22 protein-coding genes and 2 rRNA genes are annotated in these 22474 nt (G+C 53.0%); 16 read left to right on the top strand and 8 right to left on the bottom strand.

Annotated elements, in window-relative coordinates:
• Positions 1–131: 131 nt before the first annotated feature.
• The 6 genes from rng to csrD all read right to left on the bottom strand — a co-directional run bounded on the left by rng (position 132) and on the right by csrD (position 7197).
• Complete coding sequence (gene rng, locus JG725_RS11545; RefSeq protein ID WP_172290392.1) at positions 132–1601, bottom strand: ribonuclease G; 1470 nt, start codon at positions 1599–1601, stop codon at positions 132–134.
• Positions 1591–2184, bottom strand: a complete 594-nt coding sequence (locus tag JG725_RS11550; RefSeq protein WP_172290393.1) for a nucleoside triphosphate pyrophosphatase — start codon at positions 2182–2184, stop codon at positions 1591–1593. Before JG725_RS11550 ends, rng begins: the two co-directional genes overlap by 11 nt.
• An 8-nt stretch (positions 2185–2192) precedes the next feature.
• On the bottom strand, positions 2193–2681 hold the full coding sequence (mreD, locus tag JG725_RS11555; RefSeq protein ID WP_172290394.1) for a rod shape-determining protein MreD: 489 nt from the start codon (positions 2679–2681) through the stop codon (positions 2193–2195).
• The gene (mreC, locus tag JG725_RS11560) at positions 2678–3658 is read right to left on the bottom strand and encodes a rod shape-determining protein MreC (protein WP_172290395.1); all 981 of its coding nucleotides are present in this window, start codon (positions 3656–3658) and stop codon (positions 2678–2680) included. Before mreC ends, mreD begins: the two co-directional genes overlap by 4 nt.
• 248 nt (positions 3659–3906) lie before the next feature.
• On the bottom strand, positions 3907–4950 hold the full coding sequence (gene mreB, locus JG725_RS11565) for a rod shape-determining protein MreB (RefSeq protein ID WP_009114770.1): 1044 nt from the start codon (positions 4948–4950) through the stop codon (positions 3907–3909).
• A 318-nt stretch (positions 4951–5268) separates the two neighbouring features.
• Positions 5269–7197, bottom strand: coding sequence for an RNase E specificity factor CsrD (gene csrD, locus JG725_RS11570; RefSeq protein WP_199378088.1), 1929 nt, complete (start codon positions 7195–7197; stop codon positions 5269–5271).
• A gap of 128 nt (positions 7198–7325) precedes the next feature.
• Between csrD and JG725_RS11575 the strand changes: the two genes are divergently transcribed.
• The 16 genes from JG725_RS11575 (at position 7326) to JG725_RS11650 (ending at position 21963) form a co-directional block, all read left to right on the top strand.
• Positions 7326–8303 (top strand): MDR family oxidoreductase, encoded by a 978-nt coding sequence (locus JG725_RS11575; protein WP_199378090.1) that lies wholly within the window; start codon positions 7326–7328, stop codon positions 8301–8303.
• A gap of 174 nt (positions 8304–8477) precedes the next feature.
• Positions 8478–9479 carry a protein-methionine-sulfoxide reductase catalytic subunit MsrP gene (msrP, locus tag JG725_RS11580; protein WP_172290398.1) on the top strand — a complete coding sequence of 334 codons (1002 nt, stop codon included), beginning with the start codon at positions 8478–8480 and terminating at the stop codon, positions 9477–9479.
• Between the two features lie 19 nt (positions 9480–9498).
• Positions 9499–10098 (top strand): protein-methionine-sulfoxide reductase heme-binding subunit MsrQ, encoded by a 600-nt coding sequence (gene msrQ, locus JG725_RS11585; RefSeq protein WP_172290399.1) that lies wholly within the window; start codon positions 9499–9501, stop codon positions 10096–10098.
• A 253-nt stretch (positions 10099–10351) separates the two neighbouring features.
• Positions 10352–10804 (top strand): type II 3-dehydroquinate dehydratase, encoded by a 453-nt coding sequence (gene aroQ, locus JG725_RS11590; protein WP_172290400.1) that lies wholly within the window; start codon positions 10352–10354, stop codon positions 10802–10804.
• Between the two features lie 25 nt (positions 10805–10829).
• Positions 10830–11300, top strand: a complete 471-nt coding sequence (gene accB, locus JG725_RS11595; protein WP_172290401.1) for an acetyl-CoA carboxylase biotin carboxyl carrier protein — start codon at positions 10830–10832, stop codon at positions 11298–11300.
• 11 nt (positions 11301–11311) lie between these two features.
• Positions 11312–12655 (top strand): acetyl-CoA carboxylase biotin carboxylase subunit, encoded by a 1344-nt coding sequence (gene accC / locus JG725_RS11600; RefSeq protein WP_172290402.1) that lies wholly within the window; start codon positions 11312–11314, stop codon positions 12653–12655.
• Positions 12656–12799: 144 nt separating this feature from the next.
• Positions 12800–13042: a YhdT family protein gene (locus JG725_RS11605; protein ID WP_172290403.1), complete on the top strand. Its 243-nt coding sequence runs from the start codon at positions 12800–12802 to the stop codon at positions 13040–13042.
• Positions 13032–14483: a sodium/pantothenate symporter gene (panF, locus tag JG725_RS11610; RefSeq protein ID WP_172290404.1), complete on the top strand. Its 1452-nt coding sequence runs from the start codon at positions 13032–13034 to the stop codon at positions 14481–14483. Before JG725_RS11605 ends, panF begins: the two co-directional genes overlap by 11 nt.
• A 17-nt stretch (positions 14484–14500) precedes the next feature.
• On the top strand, positions 14501–15382 hold the full coding sequence (gene prmA / locus JG725_RS11615; protein ID WP_199378092.1) for a 50S ribosomal protein L11 methyltransferase: 882 nt from the start codon (positions 14501–14503) through the stop codon (positions 15380–15382).
• Positions 15383–15610: 228 nt separating this feature from the next.
• Positions 15611–16351, top strand: a complete 741-nt coding sequence (locus tag JG725_RS11620; protein ID WP_172290406.1) for a carbonic anhydrase — start codon at positions 15611–15613, stop codon at positions 16349–16351.
• A gap of 381 nt (positions 16352–16732) precedes the next feature.
• Entirely contained in the window at positions 16733–17698 is a 966-nt protein-coding gene (gene dusB, locus JG725_RS11625; protein ID WP_172290407.1) for a tRNA dihydrouridine synthase DusB, read from the top strand.
• A gap of 23 nt (positions 17699–17721) precedes the next feature.
• Positions 17722–18018 (top strand): DNA-binding transcriptional regulator Fis, encoded by a 297-nt coding sequence (gene fis, locus JG725_RS11630; RefSeq protein ID WP_005975342.1) that lies wholly within the window; start codon positions 17722–17724, stop codon positions 18016–18018.
• Between the two features lie 425 nt (positions 18019–18443).
• Entirely contained in the window at positions 18444–19214 is a 771-nt protein-coding gene (locus JG725_RS11635) for an amino acid ABC transporter substrate-binding protein (protein ID WP_172290408.1), read from the top strand.
• A gap of 26 nt (positions 19215–19240) precedes the next feature.
• A complete protein-coding gene (locus tag JG725_RS11640) occupies positions 19241–19906 on the top strand; it encodes an amino acid ABC transporter permease (RefSeq protein WP_199378094.1) in 666 nt (221 codons plus the stop codon).
• Positions 19907–20043: 137 nt separating this feature from the next.
• A complete protein-coding gene (locus JG725_RS11645) occupies positions 20044–20634 on the top strand; it encodes an aminodeoxychorismate synthase component II (protein ID WP_199378096.1) in 591 nt (196 codons plus the stop codon).
• A 102-nt stretch (positions 20635–20736) separates the two neighbouring features.
• Complete coding sequence (locus JG725_RS11650) at positions 20737–21963, top strand: aspartate aminotransferase family protein (protein WP_199378097.1); 1227 nt, start codon at positions 20737–20739, stop codon at positions 21961–21963.
• Positions 21964–22150: 187 nt separating this feature from the next.
• Here the strand turns inward: JG725_RS11650 and rrf are convergent.
• Positions 22151–22266: ribosomal RNA gene (rrf, locus tag JG725_RS11655) — 5S ribosomal RNA — on the bottom strand.
• 113 nt (positions 22267–22379) lie between these two features.
• Positions 22380–22474 (bottom strand): 23S ribosomal RNA (locus JG725_RS11660); the annotation flags it as partial.

The following is a 22474-nucleotide window of genomic DNA, read 5'->3' on the forward strand; positions in this document are numbered from 1 at the left end:
ATTTCTCCTTGTTTTCGTCACCGACGACGAGCGAAAGCCGCTTTCATTGGGGTATCGGGGGAGTATGCCGTCTCCAGCCATGCGCGTGTACGAAAACACCCGCCGGTCGGCGTTGTCGGTCGTAAGCAAACTTACATCATGACGACGTCGAACTGTTCCTGGCTATACAATGGCTCGATCTGTACTTTGACCTGTTTGCCGACGAAAATTTCAACCTCGGCCAGCGCATGCGACTCTTCGCTTTTCAGCGCTTCGCCTACCGCCGGCGAGGCATACACCAGGAAACGATCGGTATCGTAAGCATGGTGAACGCGCACAATCTCGCGCATGATTTCATAGCAGACCGTTTCGACGGTTTTTACCGTCCCCCGCCCGTGGCAGGTCGGGCACTCATGACACAGAACATGCTCTATACTCTCACGGGTGCGCTTACGCGTCATCTCTACTAATCCTAGTTGAGAGAAGCCATTAATACTGGTTTTTACCCGATCTTTACTTAGTGCCTGCTCCAGAGAATGCAGCACGCGGCGGCGGTGATCTTCATTGTTCATATCGATAAAGTCGATGATGATGATGCCGCCGAGATTGCGTAACCGAAGCTGCCGGGCCACCGCCTGGGTCGCTTCGATATTGGTATTGAAAATGGTCTCGTCCAGATTACGGTGGCCGACGAATGCCCCGGTATTAATATCAATGGTGGTCATGGCTTCGGTCTGATCGATAATCAGATAACCGCCGGACTTCAATTCGACTTTTCTTTCCAACGCCCGTTGAATCTCATTTTCCACATCGAATAAATCAAAGATGGGCTGTGTACCGGCGTAATGTTCCAGTTTATTGGTCATTTCCGGGATATATTCCGCGGTAAACTCCAGCAACGAATCGTAGGTCAGTCTGGAATCCACGCGAATGCGATCCAGCGCCGCTCCGGCGAAATCACGCAGGATCCGTTGCGCCAGGGCGACTTCGCCATAAAGTTGATATTTGGTCTGGTGGCGTTTTTTACGCTCCATGACCTTGCTCCATAGGCGTTTTAGAAAAGCGGCGTCCTGAGAAAGCTCTTCTTCGCCGATCCCTTCCGCGGCGGTACGGATAATGAACCCGCCGTGCTCGTCACAATAGTCGGCGACCGTTTTCTTTAAACGCTCGCGCTCGACCTCGCTTTCGATGCGCTGTGAAACGCCAACGTGTGAAGCGCCCGGCATAAAGACCAGATAGCGCGAGGGCAGCGTGATATCCGTCGTCAGACGGGCGCCTTTGGTGCCCAACGGATCTTTCACCACCTGCACCATCAGATCCTGTCCCTGACGCACCAGTTCGGCGATATCGCGCACATGAAAGTTTTTCTGTTCGTCACCGGCGACACATTCCGTATGCGGCATAATATCGGACGCATGCAGGAACGCGGCTTTATCCAGCCCGATATCCACAAAAGCCGCCTGCATCCCCGGCAATACCCGGCTCACGCGGCCTTTATAGATATTGCCGACGATGCCGCGCTTGGCTTCACGCTCAATGTGGATTTCCTGCAAAATACCGCCATCAATATAAGCAACCCGCGTTTCCGAAGGCGTGACGTTTACCAGTAACTCAGCAGTCATGTTTTCCTCTCGTCATCCGCAGCGCAGCGAAATTACTGAACAACGTTTGTGTTTCCACCAGCGGCAATCCTACCACAGCGTGATAACTTCCCTGGATCGCCTTAACAAAGCATCCGCCTTTGCCCTGGATACCGTAGGAACCGGCTTTATCCATCGGCTCGCCGCTGGAGATATAATGCTCAATGTCCTGACGGGAAAGCCGGCGAAATACGACGTCGGTCACCACCAGACTGCTTAAAATATCCTGCCTGTCGGCCAACGCCACGGCGGTCATCACCTGATGTTGCCGCCCGGAAAGCATCGTCAGCATTTCTGCGGCGTGCGCTTCATCCCGTGGTTTTTCCAACACCTGTCCGTTCAATACCACAATAGTATCCGCGCCCAGCACCGGCAAATCAGACGGAGCAATCACGACGCCGGCAGACGCTTTCTCATGCGCTAGCCGGCGGACATAAGCATCCGCCGCTTCATTCGGCAACCGCCGTTCTTCTACCGCCACGCTCAAAAGGGCAAAAGGAATGTCGAGCAGCGCCAACAGTTCCCGGCGGCGGGGAGAGGAAGAGGCCAGATAAAGTTGATTCATGAGCAGCCTTATTGCACGGTGAACTGACGGCGTATTTTACGCATCAGCAGGAACAGCCACGGCCACAACACGCCATCAACCACGCTATTCCAGAATGTTTCCGGACGGAAAGAGATGTTAATCACCAGAAACTCAGCCCAGAACACTATCAAATCCATCAACAGCGAAAGCAACATCACAATCAGCGCCTGCTGCCATAGCGCCATATTACGGAAGAGCTGAAATTTAAATGCGACCAGGTAAGCAACAATACTCATCGCCAGCGCCCGGACACCGAGCGTAGATCCTAAAATCAGATCCATAATCATACCCAGCACAAACCCGGTTCCCACGTTGACCCGATGCGGCAACGCCATAACCCAATAAATGAGAAACAGCGTCAGCCAGGAAGGACGATAGGCATAAATCTGCTCCGGCCATGGCATGATCTGCAATACCATCGCGATCAAAAAAGAGAGCCAGATAACCCAGTTGCCGTGTCGGCGATAGCGATTCATTGGCGTACCCCCGGCGGCGTAGCGGCGGGGTCGGCAACCGACGGCGGCGGCGGCCCCATATCGTCAGGAGAAGGCAACACCTGCGGCATCATCTGCATCATGCGCTCGTTGGCGACGCGATGAACTTCGGCGGCGGGCAAAGCGGCGCTTGAATTTCTGTCCACGCCCCACAGCAGCAGCAGATAGCGCAAACGCTGCAAGCCGGCCGTCGGATGAGCCTGAATCACGGTATAAGCCCGTTGGGTATCAACGGTCACCGAGGATACCACCGCAACAGGGTAGCCTTCCGGGAAGCGCCCGCCCAGCCCGGACGTCACCAACACATCACCGACGCGAATGTCGGTGTTATTGGGTAAATGTTCCAGTTGCAGATCGTCAGTACAGCTATTACCGGCGGCAATCACGCGGATATCATTGCGCAGAACCTGAATAGGCAGCGCATGGGAAACATCGCAAATCAGCAACACCCGGCTGGTAAACTGCCCGACCGCCACCACCTGACCGACCACGCCTTTGTCGCTGATGACCGGCTGGCCTTCATACACGCCGTTTACCTGCCCTTTATCAATGACAACCTGATCGCTATAGGGATCGGTTCCCGCGGAAATCACCTGCGTCACCATTTTTTGCTCATCCTGACGCAGCGGAGAACCCAGCAACTCACGTAAACGGGCGTTTTCTTGCTTCAGTTGCCCCAATAACAATAAGTCGCTGTTTTTCATTAGCAACTCCTGACGCAGCGCGGTGTTTTCCAGCCCCAGCTGTTCACGGGTCGCCAAAGATTCAGACACGTTATCCAGCACCTGACGCGGGCCGTTGGCCAGAAAGTAGAAAGGGCTGACGGCGGTATCCATATAGGTTCTGATTTTAACGAACGCGCCAAGCCGACTGTCTGCAATAATCACAAAAATCGCGGTAACGACGGCAAGGAAAAGTCGTAGTTGCAGGGAAGGTCCCCTGCTAAAAATCGGCTTCATAAAATTAGCGTATTCCTTTCCTCGACAGCAATAAATCGCCAGGAGCGATTTTCAACGTCGCACAGCGACGGCCCGTAGGGTGGCAAGCAGGGACTGCCCGCCATAAAAAAACGCCGGAGCGTTTTTCAACGTCACGTAGTGACGGCCCGTAGGGTGGCGGGCAGGGATAGCCCGCCATAAAAAAGGGGCTACGCGGGATGAAAAACGTTGCTATTCATCCATACGGCCCCTTTATCCTCCCGGCCGGGTTATTCTTCGCTGAATAAATCGCCGCCATGCATGTCGATCATTTCCAACGCTTTACCGCCGCCACGGGCCACACAGGTTAACGGATCTTCAGCCACCACGACCGGGATCCCCGTTTCTTCCATCAGCAGGCGATCCAAATTGCGCAACAGCGCGCCACCGCCGGTCAACACCATGCCGCGCTCGGAAATATCGGACGCCAACTCCGGCGGACATTGTTCCAACGCCACCATCACCGCGCTGACAATGCCCGTAAGCGGTTCCTGCAATGCTTCCAGAATCTCATTGGAATTCAGGTTAAAGCCGCGTGGTACGCCTTCGGCAAGGTTACGGCCGCGAACTTCAATTTCAAGCACTTCATCGCCCGGATAAGCCGAACCGATCTCATGCTTGATACGTTCCGCCGTCGCTTCACCGATCAGCGAACCGTAATTACGGCGAACATAGTTGATAATCGCTTCGTCAAAGCGGTCGCCGCCGATACGAACGGAAGATGAGTACACCACGCCGTTGAGTGAAATCACCGCGACTTCGGTGGTGCCGCCGCCGATATCCACCACCATGGAACCGGTGGCTTCCGAAACCGGCAGGCCCGCGCCAATCGCGGCGGCCATCGGCTCTTCAATCAGGAACACCTCTCGCGCCCCGGCGCCCTGCGCGGATTCGCGAATAGCACGGCGCTCCACCTGTGTGGCGCCGACAGGCACGCAAACCAGAACACGCGGGCTGGGACGCATAAAGCTGTTGCTGTGCACCTGCTTGATAAAGTGCTGCAACATTTTCTCTGTCACAAAGAAATCCGCAATCACGCCGTCCTTCATCGGACGAATTGCAGCAATATTGCCAGGGGTACGGCCCAGCATTTGTTTGGCGTCATGGCCTACGGCGGCGACGCTTTTCGGAGAACCTGCGCGATCCTGACGAATAGCCACCACCGAGGGTTCATTCAGTACGATGCCCTGCCCTTTAACATAAATCAGGGTATTGGCGGTACCCAGGTCGATGGACAAGTCATTGGAAAACATGCCACGAAATTTCTTAAACATAACGAAAGGATAATCCTGCAAGCTGGGGGCGAAAAATAAATTCGCCTACTTTACCAACCACACGAAGCAGCGACAAGGCACGAAAACGCTCTGCTTCGGTGAAAAAAGTCTGTGTCGTACTATCGGTTTTAAAAAAGGCATGCAGCGTAAAACGCCTTTTCCCCAAACAGCAAGGCAGATTATCACTTTCCGCCCCACAGGATAGTACTAACACAGAACATAAAATCTGGCATTTAATCCGATTACCATTAATGTGAGCACACACTAACCGAATCGATAGCCGACTCATTCTACGTCAATTCGACACGGACTTTTACACTAAACACGACAGTGCGGTGAATATTTTTTCAGCTCATCGCTCACCGGAACCGAAGAGGCAAAAAAATCGCCCTGCCCGCCGTAAACGCCCTTGTCCAATAACGTTCGCCACTCGGCTTTGGTTCGAACCCCGGCGGCGAAAACTTTGGTTTGCGTTCCTTTACAGGCTTCCGTCAGGCTTTGCACAAACAACTGATTTTCCGGACGACGTTCAAGACTACGAACCAGACCGGGATGAAGCTTGATGATTTCCACCTGTAATGACTTGATATAGGTCGTACTGACCAACGTTAAACCCGCCTGGGTGACCGCCAGACGACACCCTAATCCCAGCACCAGATTCAGTACCGGCCGCAAACGACCGATATATTGACAGACGTCGGCCTCCGCAAGTTCAAATAAAATGCGTTGTCGTTGCTTTTTCGGACATTGCAGCAAGGTTTCCTTTAACCAGCGGATAAATGTCTTTTGCAAAAGTGAGTCCACACTAACCGGCATAGCCAGTGTTTCATCAGGCCAACTGACGGAGAGCGCGATGATGCGGGAAATCAGTTGCCGATCATAGCTGGCTGTCAGGCCAAGCTGCTGTACCAGCGGCATATACTCCGCCGCCAGCAACTCTTGCGTACCGTCATAGATGCGGCTCATCATTTCACAGTGATGTACCACGCCTTCCCGGGTCACTGCCGGTTTCTGATACAGCCGCGGCCCCCCACGGGCTAACGTTTGCTCCAGCAGCGTACGCCACTTCACGCTGCCGCGGCCTTTTTCCGGCACCTGCCGATCAAAAACGCACCAGCCATTGCCGCCCTGCAACACGGCATTACGCGTCGCGTCTTCTACGCTTTCCATCACCTGTTCCGAACTTTGCCCGCTGCGGTAGGCGCAAATACCGATATGGAGAATATCCTCGCGATCGATCAACGGCGTAACAGGCAGAATATCGATGGCTTTTACTAACTGCGCCGCTATGTTATCCGCTTCTTTGAGGGTGCAATGCGGCAATAACACCGTAAAATCACTATTAAAATAACGCGCCAGGAGCGCTGACGGATAGCGCATCACGAACGTCGACAGCAAATTCACCAGCGTAAAACTGTATTCCTGGATCTCGCCGCCATAGCCATGCGTTTCCTGCAAGGTTTCGAAGTCAGGCAGACGGATCATCATCACGATGCCGTGCGTGCCCACGTCCTCAATATCTTCCAGTTGCGTCGTCAATTGATTATCAAAGAATAGGCGATTGCTCAGCCCGGTTTCCGCATCCTGCGCGGCGAAAGCGCGGATCAGGGTATCGACCCGGCTGCGCTCCTCACGCGCTTCAACTAAATCGGCCAGCAGTTGATCGATAGCGCCGCTGGCATTCACCGGCCACTCGCGCGCCGATCCGTGCATAACGGACTCACGCTCGCCGTGTAGAATACGTTTGGCGCGCGCTTCAAGCTCCTCCTGTCCGGCGGTTTGGCGGCGCAGCCAGAGAACCGACAGATAAAGCACCAGCACCATCAGGCCAATCGCCGCCAGCACCGAGATCAGAACGCGCGGCGCGCCAAACAGCGGATCGATGTAGGTCGCGGTCACCGCCATCTCCGAATGGTGCATAAGCGGAAGCTGGGCATCACGGTATACGCAGGCGCGGTTATCATCAGCTTCAGGCAACCGCACCGAATACAGCGCTGATTCCGTATCGCGGATCTCCAACGCCACGACGCCCGCCGTTTTCATCATTACCGGTAACCAAAATCTGATGCTTTCAGGTGATTGCACTAAAAGCGCCTGATCGATGCTGACCGCAATCTCTCTTAACTGTTGCGTCGTTCTCTGATGACTATAATAGAAGAAACTGAAAGTACTGCTGAACAGCATTAAGCAAACAGCCAATGTCGTCAGCAGTGTCATGAGCATGGAGAGTCTGGTTGTCAATCCCATCCCTGCGTCCTATTCCTGGTAAACGTGTTTCTGTGGGTTTCTTGTTTTTTATCAGTGCGCATATTAGCAGTTACAAATATAGTCGTTAATTCATGCCACACTTTTTATCCTGTCACAGGAGAGCATACATGCAGGCTTTAGTGCTCGAACAGCAAAACGGACTTATTCAGCCGCAAATCCGTGAACTCGATACGGATCAACTCCCCGCCGGAGACGTCACAGTCGATATCAGTTGGTCCAGCCTCAACTACAAGGATGCGCTGGCCATCACCGGCAAAGGTAAAATTATCCGCCAGTTTCCGATGGTTCCCGGCATCGACTTCGCCGGAACGGTTCGCCACAGCGACAGCGACCGTTTCCAACCGGGTCAGTCGGTTATTCTGACCGGCTGGGGCGTCGGTGAAAATCACTGGGGCGGTCTGGCTGAACAAGCGCGTGTAAAAAGTGACTGGCTTGTTGCTCTGCCTCCGGCGCTGGATGTTCGTCAGGCCATGGTGATCGGCACCGCGGGCTTCACGGCCATGCTATGCGTGATGGCGCTGGAAGACGGCGGCGTGACGCCTGACAGCGGCGACATTGTGGTGACCGGCGCCAGCGGCGGCGTGGGCAGTACGGCGGTGGCCCTGCTTGCCGCGCTGGGCTATCAGGTTACCGCGGTGAGCGGCCGCGCCGGCAACACCGATTATCTGCAAAAGCTGGGCGCCAGGCAGGTGCTGGCACGCAGCGAATTCAGCGGCGATGCGCGCCCATTGGAAAAACAACGCTGGGCCGGCGCCATAGACACCGTCGGCGACAAGGTGCTCGCCACCCTGCTGGCGCAAATGGATTACAACGCCACCGTTGCCGCCTGTGGTCTGGCAGGCGGCATTGCGCTTCCAACGACCGTAATGCCTTTTATCCTGCGTAATGTTCGTCTACAGGGCGTTGACTCCGTGATGACGCCGCAGCCGCGTCGTCAGCAGGCCTGGCAACGTCTGGCGGATATTCTACCGCCGGAATTCTATCAACAGGTCACTCACGAAATTACGCTGCAAGACGTTCCCGCCGCCGCCGCCGCGCTGATGGCGAACAACGTAACGGGCCGGACGTTGGTTAAAATCAGGTAATCCCCCGAACGCACAGGTCATCCGGCACGGATGACCTTGTGTGATTATTTTATCCCTCCGCATAGCCGTCTTTTTCCTGCGCTATGGACGCGCGCCTCGACTAATCTATAAGGTAAGCGGTAACGTCAATACGCTACGTAACGTCAGTCAGTCTGAAACCGGCGGGAGTTCATCATGCAGAAAAATCGTAAATTGACGGCGGCGGATGTCACGCCGGAATCCGTTTTTCATGACCGCCGACGGGTGTTAAAAGCGCTGGGCGTCACGGCTGCCGCCTGGTCGCTGCCATTATCGGCACAGGCCGATCTGCTGGCTTGGTTTAAAGGCAACGATCGTCCCAAAGCGCCGCCGGGCAAACCGTTATCCTTTACTCAACCCGCCAACTGGCGACCGGATCTGCCGCTCACGCCGGAAGATAAGGTCACGGGCTATAATAATTTCTATGAATTCGGGATGGATAAAGCCGATCCCGCCGCGAATGCCGGCGGATTGAAAACCGAAGGCTGGAAAATCCACATCGACGGCGAGGTGGCCAGACCCATTACGCTGGATATGGATGACCTGCTGAAACGGTTTCCGCTGGAAGAACGAATCTATCGTTTCCGCTGCGTCGAGGCCTGGTCAATGGTGGTGCCGTGGATCGGCTTTGAGCTGGCTAAGCTTATCAAATTTGCCGAGCCCACCGGTAACGCCCGCTATATCGCCTTCCAGACCTTGCACGATCCGGAACAAATGCCCGGTCAGAAGGATCGCTTTCTCGGCGGCGGGCTAAGCTATCCTTATGTGGAAGGCTTACGGCTGGACGAGGCCATGCATCCGCTGACGCTGCTGACCGTCGGTGTCTATGGTAAAACGTTGCCGCCGCAGAACGGCGCGCCGATAAGATTGATCGCACCGTGGAAATACGGTTTTAAAAACATCAAGTCCATCGTGCATATCCGCCTCACCCGCGATCGCCCGCCCTCGACCTGGAATCTGGCGGCGCCCGGTGAATATGGCTTTTATGCCAACGTCAATCCGCATGTCGACCATCCCCGCTGGTCACAGGCAACGGAACGCGTCATCGGCGCTGGCGGCCTGCTTGATGTACAGCGCCAGCCAACACGGCTGTTCAATGGTTATGCCGAACAGGTTGCCTCACTGTATAAGGGACTGAACCTAAGGGATAACTTTTGAATCACGGGATAACACCTGAATGCGGCTGACTTCGCGACATATCAAATGGCTGAAAGTCATGATCCATCTGGCGGCTTTTTTACCGCTGCCATGGCTGTTCCTGGCCGTCGAACAAGGGTGGCTGAGCGCCGATCCGGCCAAAGATATCCAGCATTTTACCGGCCGAATGGCGCTGAAACTCTTACTCGCCACGCTACTGGTCACGCCGCTGGCCCGCTACGGCAAACAACCGCTGCTGATTGGTTGCCGCCGCACGATCGGACTCTGGTGTTTCGCCTGGGCTACGTTGCATCTGGTCAGTTACGCTCTGTTGGAACTGGGATTCAACAACCTCGAATTACTGGGAAGCGAGTTGATTTCACGCCCCTATTTAACGCTCGGCGTCATCAGTTGGCTGATGCTGCTGGCGTTGGCATTAACATCGCCCCACATTGTGATGCGCAAGTTGGGAGCCAGTTGGCAAAAACTGCATAATTTCATCTACCTGATCGCTATTCTCGCTCCGATACACTATCTTTGGTCGGTTAAGACGCTGTCGCCGCAACCCGTTTTATACGCGCTCATCGCTCTGATCTTGTTATTGTTTCGTTATAAAAAATTTCGCCGATGGTGGCGATAACCGCCCGTCCGACTCTGGTTCATCGCGCGAACACGCCCTGTCTTTCACCGAATATTGCCGAACATCGGTCGAATATCTCCGCAGATAAGACCAGTATTTGGCTGCTAATTGCTACGATATAGTTATAATGCACGACTTTACTTTTTCAGCGCCGCACAATTTGCATCGCGAAAGGTGACAAACGAAGAGCTTCGCGCTATTTTGTGCGACACTATTTTTAAAATCTGGGCTAATCGCGGGAGATAGCAGCACAATGGCCGAAAAGTTTCACATTTTGCTTTTGAATGGCCCTAACCTCAACCTGCTGGGCGCCCGCGAGCCGGATAAGTACGGCAGCACCACGCTGGCTGAGATTATCAGCAACCTGGAAACACAGGCGCAGGCGCTGAATGTGAGTTTTTCCCATCTGCAATCCAATGCGGAACATGTCTTGATCGAAAGAATCCATCAGGCCAGAGGGAACACGGATTTTATTTTGATTAATCCGGCGGCGTTTACGCATACCAGCGTTGCGTTGCGTGACGCGCTGCTGGCTGTCGCCATCCCGTTTATCGAAATTCATCTGTCCAACGTGCATGCACGTGAGGCTTTTCGTCATCACTCCTACCTGTCCGATATCGCGGCAGGCGTGATTTGCGGACTCGGGGCGGATGGTTATAACTATGCTTTACAGACAGCGGTGAAACGCTTGTCAACTTCCAACTAAACAAGAAGAGTACGGAACCCCATTCATGGATATTCGTAAAATCAAAAAACTGATCGAACTGGTTGAAGAGTCAGGCATCGCCGAGCTGGAAATTTCTGAAGGTGAAGAATCAGTACGCATTAGTCGTGCCCCGGCGGCCCCCGCTTACCCAATGATGCAGCAGGCTTATGCGCCGATGATGCAACAGCAGCCCGCTCTGGCTGCCGCCGTCGCGCCGGCGCCGGTTGCGGATACGGCCGCGGCTGCGCCTGCCGCCATCAGCGGCCATATCGTTCGTTCTCCAATGGTCGGTACGTTCTACCGCACCCCAAGCCCTGACGCTAAAGCGTTTGTCGAAGTGGGCCAGCAAGTCAATGTTGGCGATACGCTGTGCATCGTCGAAGCCATGAAAATGATGAACCAAATCGAAGCCGACAAAGCGGGCGTAGTCAAAGCGATCCTTGTCGACAACGGTCAACCGGTTGAATTTGACGAGCCACTGGTTGTCATCGAATAACGAGGCTTACCATGCTAGATAAAATCGTTATCGCTAACCGCGGAGAGATTGCGCTGCGTATTTTGCGTGCCTGTAAAGAACTGGGCATCAAAACCGTTGCCGTTCACTCCAGCGCGGATCGCGATCTGAAACACGTATTACTGGCGGATGAAACCGTGTGCATCGGTCCGGCGCCGTCTACCAAAAGCTATCTGAATATCCCGGCGATCATTTCCGCAGCGGAAATCACCGGCTCTGCCGCTATTCATCCGGGTTATGGTTTTCTGTCGGAAAATGCCGATTTTGCCGAGCAGGTTGAACGCTCCGGCTTTATTTTTATTGGCCCGCGCGCCGATACCATCCGCCTGATGGGTGATAAAGTCTCCGCCATCAGCGCGATGAAAAAAGCCGGCGTCCCTTGCGTGCCGGGTTCCGACGGCCCGTTAGACGGCGATATGGATAAGAACCGCGCTTTCGCCAAACGCATTGGCTATCCGGTGATTATCAAAGCGTCCGGCGGCGGCGGCGGTCGCGGCATGCGCGTGGTGCGCAGCGATAAAGAGCTGGAGCAATCCATCAATATGACCCGTGCGGAAGCCAAAGCGGCTTTCAATAACGACATGGTATATATGGAAAAATATCTGGAAAACCCGCGTCATGTGGAAATCCAGGTATTGGCCGACGGACAGGGCAGCGCGATTTATCTGGCCGAACGCGACTGCTCCATGCAGCGCCGCCACCAGAAAGTGGTGGAAGAAGCTCCCGCGCCGGGCATCACCAGCGAACTGCGTCAGTTTATCGGCGAGCGCTGCGCGAAAGCCTGTATCGACATCAATTATCGCGGCGCGGGTACGTTCGAATTTCTGTACGAAAACGGCGAGTTCTATTTCATTGAAATGAACACCCGTATTCAGGTGGAACATCCGGTAACCGAAATGATCACCGGCGTGGATTTGATCAAAGAGCAGTTGCGCATTGCCGCCGGTCTGCCTTTGTCCATCAAACAGCAAGACGTGATTGTGCGCGGCCACGCGGTGGAATGCCGCATCAACGCCGAAGATCCGAACACCTTCCTGCCGAGCCCGGGTAAAATTACCCGCTTCCACGCGCCCGGCGGTTTTGGCGTTCGTTGGGAATCGCATATCTATTCCGGGTATACCGTGCCGCCGTATTATGATTCCATGATCGGCAAGTTGATCACTTACGGCGAAACCCGTGAAGTGGCGATTCTGCGGATGAAAAATGCGCTGGCTGAGTTGATCATTGACGGCATCAAAACCAATATTGATCTACAGATGAAGATCATGAACGATGAAAACTTCCAGAAAGGCGGAACCAATATCCACTATCTGGAGAAGAAGCTCGGTTTGCAGTAACTATCGCCCGATTTTCTATCGTCATGTGAGTAAAAGGTCGGTGAAAACCGGCCTTTTTGTTTTTCCGTCAATTCAGACCGGGCGCGTAAAATTCCCGGATACATTACATCAACACCATTGCTCCGGCTTACTGTGAAGAAAAAAATGGATACACGTTTCATTCAGGCGCATAGAGAAGCCCGCTGGGCCTTTTTCCTAACGCTGGCTTACCTGCTCGCCTGGATCCTGGCGGCTTACCTGCCCGACAGCGCACAGGGCATTACCGGCCTTCCTCACTGGTTCGAAATGGCCTGTCTGCTACTGCCGCTTGTTTTTACCCTCTTATGCTGGCTGATGGTCCGCATCGTTTTCCGCGATATCTCACTGGAGAATGACGATGCAAAGTGAAGTGCTGTTACCGTTGCTGGGCTATCTGCTGCTGGTTTTCGGGCTGTCGGTATACGCCTATCGTCGCCGTCAGGCGGGTAACTTTCTCAACGAGTATTTCCTCGGCGGGCGTTCAATGGGCGGCTTCGTGCTGGCAATGACTTTGATCGGCACCTATGTCAGCGCCAGTTCGTTTATCGGCGGACCGGGCGCGGCCTACAAGTATGGGCTGGGCTGGGTGTTGCTCTCCATGATCCAATTGCCCACCATGCTGTTGTCGCTGGGCATTCTGGGAAAGAAATTCGCCATTCTGGCCAGACGTTACAATGCCATCACGCTCAATGACATGCTGTACGCCCGTTACGGCAGCCGTTTGCTGGTATGGTTCGCCAGCATCAGCCTGCTGGTCGCCTTTATCGGCGCGATGGCGGTACAATTTATCGGCGGCGCGCGCCTGCTGGAAACCGCGGCCAACATCCCCTACGATATCGGCCTGCTGATTTTTGGCGTCACCATCGCGCTGTACACCGCGTTCGGCGGCTTCCGCGCCAGCGTACTTAACGATGCCATGCAAGGCATCGTGATGCTGTTAGGCACGGTGATCCTGCTGGTGGGCGTGATCCATGCGGCGGGCGGTTTACACAGCGCGGTGGATAAACTGCAACAGATCGATCCGGCGCTGGTCACGCCGCAGGGCAGCGATCAAATCCTGTCGATGCCGTTTATGGCGTCGTTCTGGGTGCTGGTTTGCTTTGGGGTTATCGGCCTGCCCAATACCGCCGTGCGCTGTATCTCCTACCGCGACAGCAAGGCGCTGCATCGCGGCATTATTATCGGCACCATCGTGATCGGTATCCTGATGCTGGGGATGCATTTGTCCGGCGCGCTGGGCCGGGCCGTCATGCCCAATCTGACCATCCCGGATCAGGTGCTGCCGGCGCTGATGGTGAACGTTTTACCGCCGCTGGCGGCGGGGATCTTCCTTGCTGCGCCAATGGCGGCCATCATGTCCAATATCAATGCGCATCTGCTCCAGGCCTCGGCTACGATAATCAAAGACCTCTATCTCAGCGTACGACCGCAGCAGATACACAATGAGCGTCGCATCAAGCGTCTTTCCAGCATGACGACGCTGTTGCTGGGGTTGCTGGTGCTGCTGGCGTCCTGGCGGCCGCCGGAAATGATTATCTGGCTCAATCTGCTGGCATTCGGCGGGCTGGAAGCCGTGTTCCTGTGGCCGCTGGTGCTGGGCCTTTACTGGGAGCGCGCCAATGCGACCGGCGCATTGAGCGCCATGTTCAGCGGCGCTATTTGCTATACCCTACTGGCCAGCTTGCATCTTCAACCGGGCGGTTTTCACCCCATTGTGCCATCGCTGCTGCTGAGCCTGATGGCGTTTCTTGTCGGTAATCGGTTTGGTCATCAGGCCCCTCAACCGGTTATCGCTTCAACTTCACTTTAAATGTAATAGAGATTGCTATGCCGTGGATTCAACTGAAAATTAATACTTCTGGCCGCCATGCGGAACAATTGGGTGACGCGCTGGTGGAAAGCGGTGCGGTATCCGTTACGTTTCAGGATACGCACGATACGCCGGTGTTTGAACCGCTGCCGGGAGAAACCCGGCTGTGGGGCGATACCGATGTCATCGGCTTATATGACGCGGAAACCGAGATGGCCGCCGTTGTCGCGATGCTGGAGCAAGAACCGCTGCTGGGCGTCGATTTTAAGCATAAAATCGAGCAGTTGGAAGATAAGGACTGGGAACGCGAATGGATGGACAACTTTCATCCGATGCGCTTTGGCGAGCGTCTGTGGATTTGCCCAAGCTGGCGTGACGTCCCCGATCCGAGCGCCGTCAATGTGATGCTCGATCCGGGGCTGGCTTTCGGCACCGGCACTCACCCGACCACCGCACTCTGCCTGCAATGGCTGGATGGATTGGATTTACAGGGTAAAACCCTTATCGACTTCGGCTGTGGCTCCGGCATTCTGGCGATCGCCGCGCTGAAGCTGGGCGCCGCTCGCGCCATCGGCATTGATATCGATCCGCAGGCCATTCAGGCAAGCCGCGATAACGCGCAAAGAAATAACGTCTCCGACCGTCTTGAGCTTTACCTGCCGCAAGACCAGCCGGCTGATTTGTCGGCCGATGTGGTGGTCGCCAATATTCTGGCCGGCCCGTTGCGTGAACTGGCGCCCTTAATCAGCGTTCTACCGAAAGCCGGCGGCCATTTGGGCCTGTCGGGCGTGCTGGCGACACAGGCAGCCAGCGTCGCCGAGGCCTATCAGGACACATTCCGGCTTGATCCGGTGGCGGAAAAAGAAGAGTGGTGTCGTATTACCGGCATACGTCGGTAATCCTCCGCCGAGCTTTGCCCTCTCCACCGGAAATCGGCCTCTGGTGGAGATTATGACTCGCCTCACCTACTGCCGTTGTTGCGCAACGTTGAAAAACGCTCCCGGCGTTTTTTTACTCGCCGGTTTAACCCTGTAAAAAGTAGGCGTATCCTTGATGACTCATCAAACGCTCGTCCGTTATCTAAACCGATAGAGTGAATCATCATAGTGTTTTAAATGGATTGTTCAATGAAGTATACGCTGCTCGCCTCCCTCGCTTTTACCGCCTGCTTTTCACTACACGCCGCCGAACACGCGCACTGGAGCTATGAAGGACAGGAAGCGCCTCCGCACTGGGGCAAACTCTCCCCTGATTTTTCCCTGTGCGATACCGGTAAAAACCAGTCGCCGATTGATATTCACGGCGCGCTAAAAACCGTGCACGACGGATTACAGCTGTCCTATCAGACCGGCGCTCAACATATCGTCAATAACGGGCACACCATCCAGGTGGACGTCAGTGCAAACGACACGCTGGTGATGGATGACGATACCTTCGCCCTGCAACAGTTCCACTTCCACGCCCCCAGCGAAAACGAGATCGATGGCAAAGCATTCCCGTTAGAAGCACACTTCGTCTACCAAGACCAACAGGGTGCGTTAACGGTAGTGGCTTTGATGTTTGCGCAGGGCGACGCCAATCAGGAACTTGAGAAAGCCTGGCAACAGTTGCCGTCAACGCTCAATAAACCGGTCTTATTAACCGCGCCGCTGAATATTAATGCTCTGATACCCTCAACATACCAGCAAAGCTACTACCGTTTCAGCGGCTCACTCACTACACCGCCGTGCTCTGAAGGCGTACGATGGCTGGTGTTGGATAAGCCCGCCACGATTTCGGCGGATCAAATCGCCAGATTCACCGCGGCCGTTCATCACGCGAACAACCGTCCCGTTCAACCTTTAAACGGCCGCGTTATTATTAATTAGTTCTGTTACGTTGCCCGCTGCTTCCGGCCGGTTGGCGCCGGAAGCATCTCTTTTGCCGCGTTACGGGAAAAAAAATTTATCTCTGTTCTCTGTTTATTGGCAACGCAATCCCCTGCAAATGCAGGATATTGATGTAACTCCTACTTAAATCACGGCGGATTACAGATAAATTACCATGCGGCCGGAATATTTTTTCTAACGGAAATAACGTCAAAATAGTTAAAACCCATTGTTAAATATGAATAATATTTCCGCTTAACAGAATGAAACACATTTTCTTTGATCGCCTACGGCTAATTGGTCAAAGTTTGGCCTTTCATCTGAGGTAAAAAATGCGTAATATACGCGCCCTTGCAGGCACAGTATGGTCACTCTTTGTCTATGCACATTGGACAATTTCAGCTTACCAATCGCTTGATAGCAGCCCCGATGGCTGGCATTAGCGATCGCCCATTCAGAGCACTCTGTCATACGATGGGCGCTGGAATGACCGTATCCGAAATGCTGATTTCCAATCCGGAAGTCTGGCGTTCGGATAAGTCGCGTCTGCGCATGGTACATAGTGATGAACCCGGTATCAGGGCTGTGCAAATTGCCGGTTGTGATCCGGACGAGATGGCTGCGGCAGCTAAAATGAATACTGATTTCGGCGCGCAGATCATCGATATCAATATGGGTTGTCCGGCGAAAAAGGTGAACCGCAAGATGGCGGGTTCCGCCTTGTTGCAGTATCCGGATTTGGTAAAACAAATCCTCTCGGCGGTAGTGAAAGCGGTAGACGTACCGGTAACGCTGAAGATCCGTACCGGCTGGGCACCAGAGCACCGTAACTGTGTAGAAATTGCCAAATTGGCTGAAAGCTGTGGGATTCAGGCCCTAACCATTCACGGACGCACCCGCGCGTGCCTGTTCAATGGTTCGGCGGAATACGACAGCATTCGGGCAGTTAAGCAGGCCGTTTCCATTCCCATTATTGCGAATGGAGACGTGACTTCCCCGCATAAAGCCAGAGCGGTTCTTGATTACACCGGGGCGGATGCCCTGATGATAGGACGAGCCGCTCAGGGAAGACCCTGGATCTTTCGGGAAATCCAGCATTATCTGGACACAGGGGAGTTGCTGGCTCCACTGCCATTGGCAGAGGTTAAGCGCTTGTTGATCGAGCATATACGGGAATTGCACGACTTTTATGGTCCAGGCAAGGGATTTCGTATAGCTCGGAAGCACGTATCCTGGTATCTCCGGGAGAACGCCCCAAACGACCAGTTTAGGCGCACATTCAACGCCATTGAGGATGCCGGCGAGCAGCTGGAGGCGTTGGAGGCATACTTTGAAAATCTTGCGTAAACAGAAAAAGAGCTGACAGAACTATGTTCGAACAACGCGTGAATTCTGACGTACTGACCGTTTCCACCGTAAACTCTCAGGCACAGGTAACCCAAAAACCCCTGCGCGACTCGGTTAAACAGGCACTGAAGAACTATTTTGCCCAACTGAATGGTCAGGACGTTAGTGACCTGTATGAGCTGGTATTGGCTGAAGTTGAACAACCCCTGTTGGACATGGTGATGCAATACACCCGCGGCAACCAAACCCGCGCCGCCCTGATGATGGGCATCAACCGCGGAACCCTGCGTAAGAAACTGAAAAAATACGGCATGAACTGATAGTTTTTCATAACCGTTTTTTTTAAAGAACGCTTGTCAGAAATGGCAGGCGTTTTTTGTCTATGTTTATACATAGATCGCTGAATAACACCGAAAGTACAGAAAAAAAGCAGCAAGAGCACCCTGTAGCGGAGTGCGCATATGGGTCGTGTTTCAGGTATCAAAGCCCACCGGCTTGATCCCGAATCGCTCCGCATCCCGTATTCCTACCACAGATGGCGATAAATGAACGCTTACTGACTTTTGCCCGGAAAACGTTGGCATTAGAAATCACCGAAGCCCGGTGCATTCTGGCCCGGCAGGAAAATTACTATATTCAGTTCTGCTATAATCCATCACACAATCTACTTTATAAAAGTAAACCATATGACGTAAATTCATTATTAGTAAAAGTTATATGACGCCATTACCTACAGGATCCCATAATGAAAAAAATACGTTTTGCTCTACTGACCGGCGCACTGTTTGCAACCAGCGTATTTGCACAAGCACAGGATGACCTCAGTGCGATCAAATCTGCCGGCGTGATTAAATTCGGTACGGAAGGCACCTATGCCCCTTATACCTATCACGATAAATCTGGTCAGTTGGTTGGATTTGATGTGGATATTGGTCACGCGGTTGCCGAAAAACTTGGCGTTAAAGCTCAATTTATTGAAGGCCGCTGGGATGGGCTCATCGCTGGCGTGGACGCCAAACGCTACGATGCCGTCATCAATCAGGTAGGCGTGACGAAAGAACGCCAGGCTAAATACGACTTCTCCAAACCTTATATTGACTCAAAAGCGGTACTGATCACCCGTGCCGATAATACAACCATCAAAGACTTCAACGATCTGAAAGGCAAAAAATCAGCTCAAAGCCTGACCAGCAACTATGCAAAGCTGGCAACCAGCCACGGTGCGGAGATTGTTCCTACCGATGGTTTTAACCAGTCTTTGGATCTGGTGCTCAGCGGTCGTGCTGATGCCACATTGAACGACAATCTTTCTTTCCTCGACTTCAAAAAACACAAACCTGACGCTAACGTGAAAGTCACTGCCACCTCACCGACAGGCGAACCTTCGGCCATTTTAATCCGTAAAGGTCAGATACAGCTTGCGGATGCGTTGAACAACGCGCTGGATGAAATTAAAGCAGATGGCACCTATAAAACGATATCTGTGCGATACTTCGGTCAGGACGTATCCCAATAATCGCACTGTTATCGGAATCATTTTTCATGCCACCTTGGCTACAACTTATGGCAGATTCCTTCTGGAGTCTGCTATCTGCGGGACTGAAATTTACCGTCCCCCTTGCTATTCTTTCCTTTATTTTCGGATTAGCCGTCGGGGTTATTGTTGCTCTGATCCGCCTTTACGGCCCTAAGCCGTTGAAGTGGATTGGCGACTTTTATGTCTGGGTTATCCGTGGAACACCGCTATTGGTTCAGCTGTTTCTCATCTTTTATGGACTCCCCAGTGCGGGTATCACTCTGGATGCTTTCCCTGCCGCCTTAATCGGGTTCACGATCAGCGTTGGTGCATACAGTTCAGAAATTGTCCGTGGGGCAATATTATCCGTACCCAAAGGTCAATGGAGCGCAGCTTACTCTTTAGGAATGAATGGGGTTCAGGCGATTCGTTGGGTCATATTTCCACAGTCGGTATTTGTTTCTTTGCCACCGTTATCCAATACGTTCATTTCTTTAATTAAAGATACATCGCTTGCTGCCGTGATTACGGTTCCGGAAATGTTTTTATCCGCACAGCGCATTGTGTCTGTCACCTACGAACCACTGATTCTTTATGTTGAGGCGGCGTTGATTTATTTGATGTTCAGCACGGTGTTAAGTCAGTTGCAGGTAAGACTCGAAAAATATTACCAGCGTCATATCGTGCAGTAATGTTTGCGCCAGCCGGAGCTTATCAATAGATCTGACATTTAAAACTATCACTGTTGTTCACTGGACGCCGTTTGCAGGCATAGTGCTAAACCAGACCGGTCAGGCAATAGAAACTATCTTAAAATATTAGGTGATACATGTTGTTACTGATCGATAACTATGACTCCTTTACGTACAACCTGTATCAGTATTTTTGTGAGCTAGGCGCGGAAGTACTGGTCAAGCGTAATGATGAACTCAAGCTGGACGACATCGAACAGCTGTCCCCGTCGCACCTGGTTGTCTCGCCCGGCCCGTGTACACCGGATGAAGCGGGTATTTCACTGACGGCCATTCGACACTTTGCCGGCAGGTTGCCAATCCTTGGAGTTTGTCTTGGACATCAGGCAATGGGGCAGGCATTCGGTGCCCGCATCGTCCGCGCCCGTCAGGTAATGCACGGAAAGACTTCGGCCATACAACACAGTAACAAAGGTGTTTTTGCCGGATTGTCTCAGCCACTAACGGTAACACGCTATCACTCGCTGGTGATTGATCCCGCATCTCTACCCGATTGCTTTGAAGTGACGGCCTGGAGTGAACGTGATGGTACTCGTGAAGAAATCATGGGAATCCGGCATCGTTCATTGCCATTAGAAGGTGTTCAGTTTCATCCTGAAAGCATTCTCAGCCAGCAAGGACTCCAACTTTTAGATAATTTTCTTAAAATAGAGTCAGATAGGAAATAATGTTCTTTCCAGATGATTTAATATTGCCTGAAGTTGATTTTTTATGCATATTTATTGACTATATTTTCATTCGAAAGTTGTAAATTCGGAGCGTGGAAGCAGATGGAATCAGATAAAAAAGCAGTAACCCGGGAAACTCACGACAAAGTTATTTTGCCGGTTTATGCACCAGCTCAGTTTGTCCCGGTAAAAGGTAAAGGAAGCCGGGTGTGGGATCAACAAGGGAGAGAATACATTGATTTCTCCGGCGGAATTGCAGTTACCGCGCTTGGTCACTGTCATCCGGCGCTGGTAACGGCGTTGCAACAGCAGGGAGAAATGCTGTGGCACACTAGTAATATTTTCACCAATGAACCAGCGCTACGATTGGCAAGCAAGTTGATTAATGCGACGTTTGCCGACCGCGTATTTTTTGTTAACTCCGGAGCCGAAGCAAACGAGGCGGCTTTCAAGCTGGCGCGCCACTACGCGATTAAACGCCATAGTCCCTATAAAACCAAAATCATTGCGTTTTATAACGCGTTTCATGGGCGTACGCTCTTTACCGTATCTGTTGGCGGACAGCCTAAATATGCTGATGGTTTCGGACCGAAACCTGCCGATATCGTGCATGTTCCTTTTAACGATCTGGCAGCGGTCAAAGCGGTTATCGACGATCATACCTGTGCGGTCGTACTTGAACCTGTTCAAGGCGAAGGCGGCATTACGCCAGCGACGCCGGAATTCTTGCAAGGAGTGCGTGAACTGTGCGATCAATATAAGGCTCTGTTGGTATTCGACGAAGTACAGAGCGGAATGGGCCGTACGGGCAAGCTGTTTACTTATATGCATTACGGTATTACGCCGGACATTCTGACCACAGCCAAGGCGTTAGGCGGAGGTTTCCCAATCAGCGCGATGCTCACCACGGAGGAAATCGCCTCAGTAATGACGGTTGGCGTGCATGGTACGACTTATGGCGGCAACCCACTGGCCTGCGCAGTAGCGGAAGCGGCATTAGATACCATTAATACGCCGGAAGTACTGTCGGGTGTGGCGGATCGTCACAACCTGTTTGTCAGCGCATTAGAAAAGATTAACCAGCAGTATGGCATCTTTGAGCAGATTCGCGGCATGGGGTTACTGCTGGGGGCTGAGCTTAAGCCGCAATGGCATGGCCGAGCGCACGACTTTTTAGCGGCAGCGGCAGAGCACGGTGTGATGGTATTGATGGCAGGCCCGGATGTGATTCGCTTTGTCCCCTCTCTGGTCATTGATCCCAAAGATATCGAACAGGGAATGGCATTGTTTCACAAAGCCGTCGAACAGGTGGTGAATCCAGCTGGTTGACATCATGCGCCACCTGAAAAGTGGGCCAACCTGACACCGACATATCTCACCCACCTAAAATTGATAACGTCCTGGCCTGAGGGTCAGGACGTTTTGTTATGATCGCAGACAGACTGCTATCATCGACAAACAATACATAAAACAAAAAGCCCCATGCTTTCGCATGAGGCTTTCCGCTTTAATTGATGCCTGGCAGTTCCCTACTCTCACATGGGGAGACCCCACACTACCATCGGCGCTACGGCGTTTCACTGCTGAGTTCGGCATGGGGTCAGGTGGGACCACCGCGCTATCGCCGCCAGGCAAATTCCTTTCATTCCAACCGTTATGCTTTCACATAACCATCAGAACCAATCTCAAAACAAGCTGAATATCTTTATCTTCTGCGTCTCTCACCAAAACACCTTCGGTGTTGTAAGGTTAAGCCTCTCGGGTCATTAGTACTGGTCAGCTCAACGTATCGCTACGCTTACACACCCAGCCTATCTACGTCGTCGTCTTCAACGGCCCT

This window comes from Brenneria sp. L3-3C-1 (assembly GCF_016456245.1).
Lineage (GTDB): Bacteria > Pseudomonadota > Gammaproteobacteria > Enterobacterales > Enterobacteriaceae > Brenneria.